13 protein-coding genes are annotated in these 12,903 nt (G+C 68.1%); 7 read left to right on the forward strand and 6 right to left on the reverse strand.

What is annotated here, in order from left to right:
* The first annotated feature begins 52 nt into the window (after positions 1 to 52).
* Positions 53 to 331: a helix-turn-helix domain-containing protein gene (locus AKG07_RS01645; RefSeq protein ID WP_053095671.1), complete on the forward strand. Its 279-nt coding sequence runs from the start codon at positions 53 to 55 to the stop codon at positions 329 to 331.
* Here the strand turns inward: AKG07_RS01645 and AKG07_RS01650 are convergent.
* On the reverse strand, positions 319 to 963 hold the full coding sequence (locus AKG07_RS01650; RefSeq protein WP_233277302.1) for a hypothetical protein: 645 nt from the start codon (positions 961 to 963) through the stop codon (positions 319 to 321). The genes AKG07_RS01645 and AKG07_RS01650 overlap by 13 nt on opposite strands.
* Before the next feature lie 94 nt (positions 964 to 1,057).
* Between AKG07_RS01650 and AKG07_RS01655 the strand changes: the two genes are divergently transcribed.
* Complete coding sequence (locus AKG07_RS01655) at positions 1,058 to 1,444, forward strand: Rv3235 family protein (RefSeq protein ID WP_171821901.1); 387 nt, start codon at positions 1,058 to 1,060, stop codon at positions 1,442 to 1,444.
* Between the two features lie 24 nt (positions 1,445 to 1,468).
* On the forward strand, positions 1,469 to 2,953 hold the full coding sequence (locus tag AKG07_RS01660) for a sensor histidine kinase (protein ID WP_053095672.1): 1,485 nt from the start codon (positions 1,469 to 1,471) through the stop codon (positions 2,951 to 2,953).
* A 71-nt stretch (positions 2,954 to 3,024) separates the two neighbouring features.
* On the opposite strand, the gene AKG07_RS01665 is transcribed toward AKG07_RS01660, so the two are convergent.
* Positions 3,025 to 3,273 (reverse strand): WhiB family transcriptional regulator, encoded by a 249-nt coding sequence (locus tag AKG07_RS01665; protein ID WP_028503730.1) that lies wholly within the window; start codon positions 3,271 to 3,273, stop codon positions 3,025 to 3,027.
* A 235-nt stretch (positions 3,274 to 3,508) separates the two neighbouring features.
* Here AKG07_RS01665 and AKG07_RS01670 point away from each other — a divergent pair, with 235 nt between their 5' ends.
* Entirely contained in the window at positions 3,509 to 3,892 is a 384-nt protein-coding gene (locus tag AKG07_RS01670) for a hypothetical protein (protein WP_053095673.1), read from the forward strand.
* A gap of 3 nt (positions 3,893 to 3,895) precedes the next feature.
* Here AKG07_RS01670 and bcp read toward each other — a convergent pair whose 3' ends face one another.
* Genes bcp through aroA form a run of 3 tightly spaced genes read right to left on the reverse strand, consistent with a single transcriptional unit; the run spans position 3,896 to position 6,771 of the window.
* On the reverse strand, positions 3,896 to 4,369 hold the full coding sequence (gene bcp, locus AKG07_RS01675; RefSeq protein WP_053095674.1) for a thioredoxin-dependent thiol peroxidase: 474 nt from the start codon (positions 4,367 to 4,369) through the stop codon (positions 3,896 to 3,898).
* Between the two features lie 9 nt (positions 4,370 to 4,378).
* A complete protein-coding gene (gene rsgA / locus AKG07_RS01680; RefSeq protein WP_053099066.1) occupies positions 4,379 to 5,449 on the reverse strand; it encodes a ribosome small subunit-dependent GTPase A in 1,071 nt (356 codons plus the stop codon).
* Positions 5,446 to 6,771: a 3-phosphoshikimate 1-carboxyvinyltransferase gene (gene aroA / locus AKG07_RS01685; RefSeq protein ID WP_053095675.1), complete on the reverse strand. Its 1,326-nt coding sequence runs from the start codon at positions 6,769 to 6,771 to the stop codon at positions 5,446 to 5,448. Before aroA ends, rsgA begins: the two co-directional genes overlap by 4 nt.
* Before the next feature lie 69 nt (positions 6,772 to 6,840).
* Here aroA and AKG07_RS01690 point away from each other — a divergent pair, with 69 nt between their 5' ends.
* From AKG07_RS01690 to AKG07_RS01700, 3 genes are all read left to right on the forward strand, one after another.
* Complete coding sequence (locus AKG07_RS01690; protein WP_053095676.1) at positions 6,841 to 7,509, forward strand: sigma-70 family RNA polymerase sigma factor; 669 nt, start codon at positions 6,841 to 6,843, stop codon at positions 7,507 to 7,509.
* On the forward strand, positions 7,506 to 7,751 hold the full coding sequence (locus AKG07_RS01695; protein WP_053095677.1) for a zf-HC2 domain-containing protein: 246 nt from the start codon (positions 7,506 to 7,508) through the stop codon (positions 7,749 to 7,751). Before AKG07_RS01690 ends, AKG07_RS01695 begins: the two co-directional genes overlap by 4 nt.
* Positions 7,752 to 7,815: 64 nt before the next feature.
* Entirely contained in the window at positions 7,816 to 9,120 is a 1,305-nt protein-coding gene (locus AKG07_RS01700; RefSeq protein ID WP_053095678.1) for a GNAT family N-acetyltransferase, read from the forward strand.
* A gap of 62 nt (positions 9,121 to 9,182) precedes the next feature.
* On the opposite strand, the gene AKG07_RS01705 is transcribed toward AKG07_RS01700, so the two are convergent.
* Positions 9,183 to 12,866: a multifunctional oxoglutarate decarboxylase/oxoglutarate dehydrogenase thiamine pyrophosphate-binding subunit/dihydrolipoyllysine-residue succinyltransferase subunit gene (locus AKG07_RS01705; protein WP_053095679.1), complete on the reverse strand. Its 3,684-nt coding sequence runs from the start codon at positions 12,864 to 12,866 to the stop codon at positions 9,183 to 9,185.
* Between the last annotated feature and the right edge of the window lie 37 nt (positions 12,867 to 12,903).

Below are 12,903 nucleotides of genomic sequence, written 5' to 3' on the forward strand. Positions count from 1 at the left end.
ACAGCATCGGATCGGCCCTGGCGTATCGGCACGGCAGGGGGAGAATGGGAGCATGCCCCATCCCTCTCCGGCCACGCAGCGCTTCCTGGCGCCGGCGCAGGTGGCGGAACTGCTGAGCATCGGGGTCGACGAGGTCATCGAACTCGTCTACGCGGGGCGTCTGCGCGGGTCCAAGCTCGGTGCACCCGCCCGGTGGCGCGTCGAGGAGTCGAGCCTTTCGGAGTATCTCGCCGAGCAGTCCGAAGAGGCCAGACGGATGGCACTGTGGCGTGAGGCGAATGAGGCGAGTTTCCCAGAGGTCTGGGGCACATCCCGCCGTCACGGCATCTGATCTCCCGCGGTCTGCACCGACGTGACGGCTGCGAACGGGATGATCTGGAACGCACGCACCGCCGAGGCGGTCCTCGCCTCGCCCGGGTCGTGCAGGGCGAGATCCAGATGGTCCGCGCCCGCTCGGTCGATCGTCCCGTGGAGGTCGGATGCATCGACGCTGACGATTCTGACCGGAACCCGTCGCCGGGCGAGGTCACGGAGGACGAACCCGAGCGACATGCGCTCGCGGAGCACGGGGGCGGGCTCGTCCTCTTCGTCCAGGCTCGACAGCAGCAGGCCGTGATCGACGGTGAGTCCGCGGAGCGCGTGGAGGGGGACGATCACGGTCGACCGCGTCGTCCGTGATTCCTCGGCCTGCGCGATCGTCGCAGCGATCCAATCGGAGCCCAGCGCGTTCAGTCGTGCCCGAACGCGAGCTCCACCCGGCAGATCCAGGGTGGCGGGAGCGGCCGATGCGCAGAGCACTCTGAGCCGGCTGCGAAGCTCGAGCCTCGAGATGCGCAGGCGCTCCGACTCGGCGTCGAGCGCCGCGCGCTCGCTCTCCCACTCGGAGGCCAGCTGGCCTTCGAGGTCTTCGAACAGTCGATCCCAGTGCACGCGGACCACCGTAAATGAAGTCCGGGAGCGCATGTACGAGTTATCCACATACATCACGAACGCGACCGGATCGGCCAGTCGACGCATGCTCTACTTGGCGCAGTCTTCCCGATGGAGAGTGCCTCAGATGATGCTTCACGAGTACTTCGCACCACAGCCGACGCCCCGCGCCGAGCTGCCGGATCCGAGTCCGCTGCTGCGGAGCCTGACCCAGGGCGTGCTCGAGGTGCTCGCGGGAGTCAGAGAAGTCGATCAGCTCGCCCGCTGGTTCAATGAAGACGCGTACCGGAGTTTGGTGACGCGGGCGAATCTGTCGGCGAGGGCGCGCAGCGCGAGGGGGGTCTCGCCTGCGCGCCCGACTTTCGAGATCCTGTCGATCCGCGTGACGGAACCGGTGGACGGCAAGGTGGAGGCTGTCGTCGTGGTCGCGGGTCCCGGTCGCACCCGGGCGGTGGCGATTCGCCTCGAAGGTCTCGACCGACGCTGGCGGGCGACGTCGCTGGCCGTTCTCTGAGCGGACGCGCTCTAGGCTGGTGGGGTGTCAACGCTCAGCGACCTCGCCAATGCCCAGGGCCGTCTTGCCGAGAACGATGTCGAGTGGCTGCATCGACTCGCCGGCGACGGTCAGCTTCTCGCGGACCTCGCGTCGGCGGACATCGTCGTCTGGATCGAGACCGACGACGGATCGTTCGTCGCCGTAGCCCACGCCCGTCCGAGCGGAGCGGCCACCCTGTTCTACCGCGACATCGTGGGCGAGCGGGTGCGGCCGCAGTGGCGCACGCAGGTACAGGGGGCGTTCGATTCGGCGGAGATCGTGGACTCGTCCTCACCGGATTGGTTCGAGGAGACCCCGACGCGCGTGAGGGCGGTGCCGATCGTCAACGAGCGCCGCGGCAGTGAGCACCAGGGGACCGTCATCGGCGTCGTCACCCGGCACACGAACCTCGGCGAGGCCCGGACGCCGTCGCGACAGCAGATCACGTTCGACGAGTGCGCGAACGACATCTTCCGGATGATCGCCGACGGCAGCTTTCCCGATCCGGCGGCTCCGACCTCCCCGCGCCGCGGAGCTCCCCGAGCGTCAGACGGCTTGATCCGGATCGACGTCGACGGCATCACGACGTTCGCCAGTCCGAACGCGCTCTCGGCGTTCAATCGCATGGGGTTCGATGACGAACTGGAGGGCGAGTCTCTCGCCGAGGTCACCACGAGGCTCGTGCCGCCGTCGCGACAGGTCGACGAGTCGCTGCCCGTCGTCGTGACCGGGCGCGCCCCGTGGCGCACCGACATCGAAGCACGCGGCGTCACTGTCTCGCTGCGGGCGATTCCCCTCAAGGATCACGGGACGCGCATCGGTGCCATCGTCCTGTGCCGGGACGTGTCGGAGCTGCGTCATCAGGAGCAGGAGCTCATCACCAAGGACGCGACGATCCGCGAGATCCATCACCGTGTCAAGAACAACCTGCAGACGGTCGCATCGCTGTTGCGCATCCAGGCGCGTCGTACGCACTCGGACGAGGCGCGCGATGCGCTGACCCAGGCGATGAGACGTGTGGACTCCATCGCGGTGGTTCACGACACCCTCGCTCAGGGGCTGACTCAGAAGGTCGACTTCGACGAGGTGTTCCACCGGGTTCTGAAGCTCGTCGCCGAGGTCGCATCCGCGCCGAACACCCGTGCGCGCACTCGGTCGACCGGGCGCTTCGGGGTCCTGCCGAGCGAGTATGCGACGCCGTTGGCTCTCGCGCTCACCGAGGTCGTCACGAACGCGGTGGAGCACGGCCTCGCAGGGCAGGAGGGCATGGTCACGATCGACGCCGCGCGCACCGAGGAGAATCTGCGCGTCACGGTGCACGACACCGGCAAGGGGCTGCCGGAGGGGCGCATCGGTCAGGGACTGGGAACGCAGATCATCCGCACCCTGATCCAGGGGGAGCTCAGCGGATCGATCGAGTGGCGGGGGAGCGAGGGAGAGGGCACCGAAGTCGTCATCGACATCCCGCTCCGCTGGCTCACCGCGTGACGAGTCCGCCGCGACGGTGAGCAGATACGCAGAAGCGGCCCGAGACATCGTCTCGGGCCGCTTCTCGATGTTCAGGAGGCGCGGCGGGCGCGGGCGGCGCGGCGCTTGAGTGCGCGGCGCTCGTCCTCGGAGAGGCCGCCCCACACGCCCGAGTCCTGGCTGGACTCGAGGGCGTACTGCAGGCAGATCTCGGTCACCGTGCAGGTGGCGCAGACGGTCTTCGCCTTCTCGATCTGGTCGACGGCCGGACCCGTGTTCCCGACAGGGAAGAACAGTTCGGGGTCGACAGTCAAGCAGGCGGCCTTATCGCGCCAGTCCATGGGGGCTCCTCGGTGTGGTTTTTCAGAAATCGACGCACTGCGACGACTCGGATTTCGGGTGCAGATCGGGTTCAGCTACCCTGTATGAGATACGGACGGATGCCCGCTTTCTGTGATGCGAGCTCGAAGCCCGCCCCACGCCGCTGTGGGAGCACATGACGCTGTCTATTCTGTTACATGAAACCGGCGAAATCAAGGGTTTCCGCCGTTCTCATCCGATTCTCAGGAGACAACTGTGCGCTCACCCGGCCTCGCTCTGGCGGCATCCGCGGTCCTCGCGGCGGAGGGCGCCGCCTTGATCGTCTTCGCTCTCATCGAGCTCGTGGGCCTCGGCGCAGGGGACGCAGCCTCACTGCCGACAGCGCTCGCTCTCATCGTGCTCACTCTCCTCGGCGCCGCCGCGCTCATCGCGTTCGCGATCGGGACGAGGACGGGGCGGTCATGGGCGCGATCGGGTGGCGTCGTCTTCCAGGTGCTCGCCATCGCGCTCGCGCTCGCTTCGCTGACGCTGCAGCCGGTCGCGTGGGCGTTCACCGTCGGAGTGGGTCTGCCAGCACTGCTGTGCTTCGCGCTGCTGATCGCCAGCACGCGAGCCGAGAACGAGCGCCCGGCGGAGTGACCGTCAGGCGTCGACGCCGAGGAGCTTGCGCAGGCGCGCGACGTGTCCGGTGGCCTTGACGTTGTACTGGGCGAGTGCGATCGTACCCTGCTCATCGAGCACGAAGGTCGATCGGATGACGCCCTCCACGACCTTGCCGTAGTTCATCTTCTCGCCCCATACGCCGTACGCGGAGTGCACCGCGTGGTCGGGGTCGCTGAGAAGGGTGAAGGTGAGGCCGTCGCGCTCGCGGAACTCGGCGAGCTTTGCAGGCTCGTCGCGCGAGACCCCGACCACCCGGTATCCGGCGCCCTCGAGCGACGAGATGCTGTCGCGGAAGTCGCAGGCCTGAGTCGTGCAGCCCGGGGTCATGGCCGCGGGATAGAAGTACAGCACCGTCTTGCGGCCGCGCAGATCGTCGAGGGTGACGGTCTGTCCGTCTTGGTCGAGGAGAGCGAAGTCGGGGGCAGCGGTTCCGGGTTCCAGGCGCACAGTCACCCCTCCAGCCTAGCGGCCGGGCGTCTGCTCCGCCTTGTCGGCGAAGGTCTGCAGGAGCCGCTGGAGGGAGTCCAGACGCGCTCGTCCCGTCTCGCTGAGCTCGCCGCTCTCCGCGGCTTCGATGAGAGCGCAATCCGGGGCATCGGCGAGGTGCGTGCATCCGCGCGGACAGTTCTCGGCGATCTCGGCGAGCTCGGTGAATGCGGCGAGGATGTTCGCGGGGTTGACGTGCCCGAGTCCGAAGGACCGGACCCCCGGGGTGTCGATCACCCAACCGCGACCCTCCGGGCCGACGTACCGCAGAGAGACGGTGGACGAGGAGGTGTGCCTGCCACGGCCGGTGACCTGGTTGACGTGCCCTGTAGCGCGGAGCGCGCTGGGCACCAGGGCGTTCACGAGCGTCGACTTGCCCACGCCGGAGTGGCCGACGAAGACCGTCGAGTGACCGACCAGTGCCGCGCCGATCTCATCGACGGGCATCTCGTCCTGCGCACTCGTGAAGACGCGCAGGTCGAGGCCGTCGAAGTGCGACAGGAAGGCGCTGGGATCGGCCAGGTCGGTCTTGGTCACGACGAGGAGCGGGCGGATGCCGGCGTCCAGAGCGGCGACGAGATAGCGGTCGACCAGTCGGGCTCGCGGCTCGGGGTCGGCCGCGGCGACGACGACCAGCATCTGATCGGCGTTCGCGACGATGACGCGCTCGACCTGGTCGGTGTCGTCGGCGCTGCGCCTGAGCAGAGAGGTGCGATCGGCGATGCCGATGATGCGCCCCAGCGTGCCGTCCTCGCCGGAGATGTCACCGACGACCTTCGCCTGGTCGCCCGTCACGATCGGGTTCCTGCGGAGTTCTCGTGCCCGTGCCGCGGTGATCATCCGCTCGTCGGGCGTGTCCTCATCGAGCAGCACGGAGTAGCGGCCGCGGTCGACACCGAGGACGCGTCCGATCTGCGCATCGTCATGGGCGGGCCGCCGCTTCGTGCGGGGGCGATTCGCCTTCGGGTTCGGACGCGCGCGGATGCTGCTCTCATCGAAGTCCTCGAAGTCGTCCTCGAGGTCGTCGGAGTCGTCGAGCCAGCTCACGCGGACGCGCCCCGCAGCATGCGCTCCCACAGGAGGGTGAATTCAGGGAGGGTCTTCGATGTCGTTCCGATGTCGTCGATCTCGACTCCCGGAACGCGCAGGCCGATGAGGGCGCCCGTCGTCGCCATGCGGTGGTCGTGGTGCGCCGCCCAGCCGCCGCCGTGCAGATCCCGCGGGATGATGCGCAGACCGTCGGAGAGCTCCTCGGCCTCGCCTCCCAGCGCGCGGATGTTGCCCACGAGGGCCGCGATGCGATCGGTCTCGTGGAGTCGGATGTGACCGATTCCGCGGATCGTCGTCGGGCCGGACGCGAACGCCGCGAGCCCGACGAGGGTGGGAGTCAGCTCGCTCGCTGCGGACAGGTCCATGTCGAGTCCGCGGATCTCGGAGCCGGTCCTGACCGTCAGCGTCCCGCTGTGCCGGCCGACGTGCGCGCCCATCGCCTGCAGGATCTCGGGAAGCAGTGCGCCGGGCTGGGTGGAGTGCACCGGCCAGCCGGGAACCGACACCGCCCCGCCCGTGACCAGGGCCGCGGCGAGGAACGGCGCGGCGTTCGAGAGATCGGGCTCGATGGCGATCTCCTTGGCGCGGGGCACCCCGGCTTCGACGAGCCACTCTCCGGTGGCGGGCCGCTCGATGCGAATGCCACGACGACTCAGCGCCTCGATCGTCATGTCGATGTGGGGCAGGCTCGGCAGATGCTCGCCGGTGTGCACCAGGTGCAGACCCACGTCGAACCGCGGCGCCGCGAGCAGCAGTCCCGAGACGAACTGGCTGGATGCCGAGGCATCGATCTCGACCCGTCCACCGCGGATGCGGCCGTGCCCGCGGACGGTGAACGGCAGCGCCCACGTCCCCTCGTCGTCGATGTCGACTCCCAGGTCGCGCAGTGCGCTGATGAGGCCGCCCATCGGCCTGTGCAGGGCGGTCTCGTGAGCGGTGAGGTGCACGTCGTGCTGCGCGAGGCCCGCGAGCGGCGCGATGAAGCGCATGACCGTGCCGGCCTGTCCGCAGTCGATCGTGGTGCCGCCGACGAGTTTGGCGGGAGTGATCGCCAGATCGGGGCCGAAGTCTCCGTTGCCGTCGACCTCCTCGATGCCCACACCCAACGCACGCAGCGCGTCGATCATCCGGCGGGAGTCGTCGGAGTGCAGCGGAGCGATGAGCCGGCCCGGTCCGTCAGCGATCGCGGCGATGATGAGCTCGCGATTCGTGAGCGATTTCGAACCCGGGATCGTCACGGTCGCGTGGACGGCGTTCGCGCTGGTCGGCGCGACGTAGACGCCCTGGACAGGGGAGGGGGAATACCTGTTGGCGCTCATCGGTTCCCACCTTAGTAAACGCGAGTGCTCGCATGACGGAATCCGGGCGCTCGACGACAAGGAGAGAGCATGCTCGCAACGCTGGAACGCGAGTCGGTGGACCTCGCCCGCCTAGACTGGCCGGTGATGGATGACACGGCAACCGCAGAGACGGTCAGCGACCCTCGGCGCGAATTCGAGGAACAGGCGATCCCGTTCATGGATCAGCTCTACGCCGCGGCGATGCGCATGACGCGCAACCCGGCTGATGCTGCTGACCTCGTGCAGGAGACCTTCGTCAAGGCGTACGGATCCTGGGCGACGTTCTCGCAGGGGACGAACCTCAAGGCGTGGCTCTATCGGATCCTCACGAACACCTACATCAACATCTACCGCAAGAAGCAGCGGGAGCCGTTCCAGGGAACGATCGACGAGCTCGAGGACTGGCAGATGGGCGGTGCGGAGTCGACCACGACCACCGCGTCGCACAGCCGTTCGGCGGAGGCGGAAGCCATCGACCACATGCCCGCATCGGTCGTCAAGGACGCGTTGCAGGCCGTACCCGAGGACTTCCGGCTGGCGGTGTACCTCGCGGACGTCGAGGGCTTCGCCTACCAGGAGATCGCGGACATCATGAAGACGCCCATCGGCACCGTGATGAGTCGCCTGCATAGAGGCAGGCGGATGCTGCGGGAGCTGCTGGCTGACTACGCCGTGGAGCGGGGAATCTCCGCGGCCGACCCGAGGAGCAAGAAATGACCGACTGCGGCTGCGACAAGGCCCGCAAGGATCTCGAGGAGTACCTCCGCAACGAGGTCTGCAACACCGAGCACACGGAGATCCGCGAGCATCTCGAGAACTGCCCGTCCTGTCGGGACGAGGCACTCGTGGCGACGACCCTCACCGAGGTCGTGGCGCGCGCCTGCAAGGAGACGGCTCCGGAGGAGCTGCGCGACCAGGTGTTCGCGCGACTGCGCGAGGTGCAGTCCGCTCAGCACTGACCGCGGGCGAGCAGCCGTCGACCCCTGAGATCGTGATGTCGGCATCCGCCCATAGGCTGGAAGCATGACGCTCATCGATTCACGCGACATCCCGGCCGATCCGACCTCCACCGAGCGACTGGCGGCGGAATCGCTGGTCTACCGGGTCGTCGACACCGCTGACGACGCACAGTCCGAGAGCTTCCAGAGGGCGATGACCCGAGGTTTCCTCGGCGCGGAGCCCGCACCGGAGGCGCTCGCCTTCGGCCGAGCGGCCTTCGAGTCGCGACGCAACATCGGCGTCCACGACGCAGCGGCGACGGGCGCACCTCCGGTCGCCACGATCGACTCCTGGGTCACGCCGCTGACGCTGCCCGGTGGGGGCGAGATCCCGATGTGGGCGATCAGCGGAGTCACGGTGTCGGCCACGCACCGACGTCGCGGCATCGCGCGAGCGCTCCTCGAGGGCGAGCTCAGGGCAGCGGCGACGGCAGGAGTGCCGATCGCGGGGCTGACGGTCTCGGAGGCGACCATCTACGGCAGGTACGGCTTCGGGTCGGCTGTGCATATGTCGCGCGTCACGGTCGATACCCGTCGCGCCGGCTGGGCAGGTCCGTCTTCGGACGGCCGCGTCGAATACCTCGACCGCGAGTCGCTCGCCGCGGAACTCGGAGCGGTGCATGATCGGGTCCGCGGTCATCGTGGCGGTCAGATCCCCGGGTGGCACTCCCGCTGGACCGGCATCGCCGGCCTGTCACCGAGTGACACCGACCGCGATCAGGTGCGCGGCATCCGCTTCGTCGATGCGGACGGCGAGGTGCGCGGGGCGATGGCCTTCACCCTCAGCGAGCGCACCGGATCCTTCCGATTCGCCCTCGCCGTGCGCCTGCTGGTCGCGGAGACTCCCGAAGCGACTGCCGCCCTGTGGGGGTTCGCGCTGCAGCACGATCTCGTCGACGAGGTCACCGCCGATCTGCGTCCGCTCGACGACGCGCTTCCGTGGCTGGTTCGCGACCCGCGTGGTGTCACCCAGACGGTGCACGACCATGGCTGGCTGCGCCTGCTCGACGTCCCCGCGGCTCTCCCTGCGCGACGGTACTCGGCGCCCATCAATGTGATTCTGCGCGTTCGCGATCCGCTCGGCTTCGCGTCGGGTGACTGGCGTCTGCGCGTCGACGAGACGGGGGAGGCATCCGTCGAGGCCGTGGACGATGCCGCGGCCGTGGATGCGGAGCTCGATGTGTCCGCGCTCTCCATCCTCTATGCCGGGGGTGTGCGGGCCTCGTCTCTGCACGTCGCCGGACGGATCGATGCCGACGCCGCCGTCGTCGAAGAGCTGGACCGCGCGTTCGTGGCATTCCCCGCGCCGGCACTCGACATCTGGTACTGAACTCTCAGACGAAAGGGGCGCCTCGACCGAAGTCGAGGCGCCCCCTTCATGTCTGCCGGGTATCAGCCGAGCGTGAGAGCATCCCGCAGCAGCTTCGCCTGCTCGGCCGCGTGCACCTTCGACGAGCCCGTCGCGGGCGATGCCGAAGCCGGACGCGATACCGGACGGAAGCTGCGGTCACCCGGGACATCGGCGAAGGCGAGTGCCAGGAACGGCCAGGCTCCCTGGTTCTCCGGCTCCTCCTGCACCCACACCAGCTCGGCGTTCGGGTACGAATCGGTGATGGCCTTCAGTCCGTCGATCGGGGTCGGGTAGAGCTGCTCGAGCCTGACCAGCGCGATCTCGGGGTTCGGGTTCTTCTCGAGTTCGGCCTTGAGATCCCAGTGCACCTTGCCGGAGTGCACGAGGACGCGCTTCACGGCATTGCGATCGAGGCCCCGGTTGTCGTCGAGAACCGGCTCGAAACGGCCCTGCGTGAAGGCCTCGACCGGGCTCGTCGCCCCACGCAGACGCAGCATGGCCTTCGGGGTGAAGACGATGAGCGGCTTGCGCGGACGCGCGTAGGCCTGGCGGCGCAGCAGGTGGAAGTACGACGCGGGCGTCGAGGGGCGCGCGACGATCATGTTGTCCTGCGCGCACATCTGCAGGAACCGCTCGATGCGCGAGGAGGAGTGGTCCGGCCCCTGACCCTCGTAGCCGTGGGGGAGGAGCAGCGTGACGCTGGACTGCTGTCCCCACTTCTGCTCCGCAGCCGAGATGTACTCGTCGATGACCGACTGAGCGCCGTTGACGAAGTCGCCGAACTGGGCCTCCCACAGCACGAGGGCCTCGGGAGCCTCGACGGAGTAGCCGTACTCGAAGCCGAGCGCCGCATACTCGCTGAGGAGCGAGTCGTAGACGAAGAAGCGGCCCTGGGACTCGGAGAGGTTCGACAGCGGCAGCCACTCCTGGCCGTTCGCGCGGTCGTGCAGAGTCGCGTGACGCTGCACGAACGTGCCGCGGCGCGAGTCCTGCCCGGCGAGCCGCACGGGCGTTCCCTCGACGAGGAGCGAACCGAAGGCGAGAAGCTCGCCGAAGCCCCAGTCGATGTTGCCGTTGCGGCTCATGTCGAGACGCTTCTCGAGCTGCTGCTGCAGCTTGGGGTGCACGGTGAAGCCCTCGGGCTTGTTCACGAACGCGTCGCCGATGAGCTGGATGACCTCGTTCGAGACTCCGGTGATCTCCGGAGCGCCGACCTGCTCGTCGACCGGCGGCAGATCCTGGGCGACCGGGTTGGCACCGGTCTCGGCGGCGTGCGTCTCGGCGAACGCGATCTCCAGACGGTTCTGGAAGTCGGCCTTGGCCTCGTCGTACTCCTCTTCGGTGATGTCGCCACGACCGACGAGCGACTCCGTGTACAGCTTGCGCACCGATCGCTTCGCCTGGATCAGGTCGGTCATCAGCGGCTGCGTCATCGAGGGGTCGTCTCCCTCGTTGTGACCACGGCGGCGGTAGCAGACGAGGTCGATGACGACGTCGCGGTGGAACCGCTCGCGGTATTCGAACGCGAGCTGCGCGACGTGGATCACAGCCTCGGGGTCGTCGCCGTTCACGTGGAACACGGGTGCCTGGATGGTCTTCGCGACATCGGTCGAGTACACCGAGGAACGCGAGTCGTTCGGGAGGGTCGTGAAGCCGACCTGGTTGTTGACCACCACGTGGATCGTGCCGCCGGTGCGATACCCGCGCAGCTGAGACATCTGCAGCGTCTCGACCACCACGCCCTGACCGGCGAACGCCGCGTCGCCGTGCACGAGGATCGGCAGCCAGGCGAACGTGCCGATCGGCTTGCGGTCCTGCTTGGCGCGCACGATGCCCTCGAGGACTCCGTCGACCGTCTCGAGGTGAGACGGGTTCGCGGCCAGATACACCGGGAGCTCGGAGCCGTCATCGGCGACGAACGTTCCCTCGGTGCCCAGGTGGTACTTCACATCGCCCGAGCCGCGCTGGTTGCCGGGGGTCTGCGTGCCCTCGAACTCCTGGAACACGTGGCCGTAGGTCTTGCCCGCGATGTTCGTCAGCACGTTCAGACGGCCGCGGTGCGCCATGCCGATCGCGGCGCCCTCGAGTCCGGATGTGGCCGCACCCTGCAGGATCTCGTCGAGCAGCGGGACGAGGGACTCGCCGCCCTCGAGCGAGAACCGCTTCTGGCCGACGAACTTGGTCTGCAGGAAGGTCTCGAACGCCTCGGCCTCGTTGAGCTTGCGGAGAACCCGCAGCTGCTCGTCGTGGCCGGGCTTCTGGTACTTGACCTCGACCTTCTCCTGGAACCAGCGGCGCTGCTCGGGGTCCTGGATGTGCATGTACTCGATGCCGAGCGTGCGGCAGTACGAGTCGCGAAGGACGCCGAGGATGTCGCGCAGCTTGGCGACCCGACGGCCACCGAACCCGCCCGTCACGAACTCGCGGTCGAGATCCCAGAAGGTGAGCCCGTGGCTCTCGATCTCGAGGTCGGGGTGCGAGCGCTGGACGTACTCGAGCGGATCGATGTCGGCCATCAGGTGACCGCGCACGCGGAACGAGTTGATGAGCTCCTGCACGCGGGACTGCTTGTCGACCCGCTCGGCGAGATCCACCGCGATGTCGGGGTTCCAGCGGATGGGGGAGTACGGGATGCGCAGAGCGGCGAAGATGTCGTCGTAGAAGCCGCGCTGTCCGATCAGGAGCTCGTGGACCTTCTTCAGGAACTCGCCGGAGCCGGCGCCCTGGATGACGCGGTGGTCATAGGTGCTCGTCAACGTGATCGTCTTGCCGATCGCCAGCTCGTTGAGCGTCTTCTCGCTCGCTCCCTGGAACTCGGCCGGGTACTCGAGGGCACCGGCGCCGATGATGCAGCCCTGCCCCTTCATCAGACGAGGCACGGAGTGCACGGTGCCGATGCCGCCGGGGTTGGTGAGTGAGACCGTGGTGCCCTGGAAGTCGGCCGCCGTCAGCTTGTTGTTGCGGGCGCGCGTCACGAGGTCTTCGTAGGCGACGAGGTACTCGCTGAAGGTCAGCGTGTCGGCGCGCTTGATGCTGGGGACCATCAGAGCGCGCGTGCCGTCGGGCTTGGGCAGATCGATCGCGATGCCGAGGTTCACGTGAGCCGGAGCCACGACCGAGGGCTTGCCGTCGATCTCGGCGTAGAAGACGTTCTGGCTGCGGAACTCGTCGAGAGTGCGGATCAGCGCCCAGCCGATGATGTGGGTGAAGCTGATCTTGCCGCCGCGCGTGCGCGCCATGTGGTTGTTGATGACGATCCGGTTGTCGATCATCAGCTTCGCGGGCACCGTGCGCACGCTCGTCGCGGTCGGAACCGTCAGCGACTCGTCCATGTTCGCGGCGAGGGTCTTGGGCAGACCGCGGAGGGGCGTGACCTTGTCCTCTTCGACGGGCTCGGCTGACTCGGGCGCCTCAGCCTTGGCTGCGGGCTTCGGAGCCTGCGCGGGGATCGGGGCTGCAGCGGCGGGCTTGGTCGTGGTCCGTGCGACGGGCTGTGCGCCGATGACCGGGATGGGCGCGGTCACGGGGTGAGCGGGCTGCTCCGTGGCGGCTGCGGGGACCGCGCTGCCGGTCGCGGCATCCGACTGGTACTTCTCGAGGATCGGCCACCACTCCTTGTCGACGGAGTCGCGGTTCACCTTGTACTGCTCGTAGAGCTCTTCCACGAGCCAGGAATTGGCTCCGAACCCCCCGTCGCCCCCGACGCCGGTCACCTGGTTCGACACGCTCGATCGCCCTCTTTCATCGCTGAAGTCCATATAT

This window comes from Microbacterium sp. CGR1 (assembly GCF_001266755.1).
GTDB lineage: Bacteria > Actinomycetota > Actinomycetes > Actinomycetales > Microbacteriaceae > Microbacterium.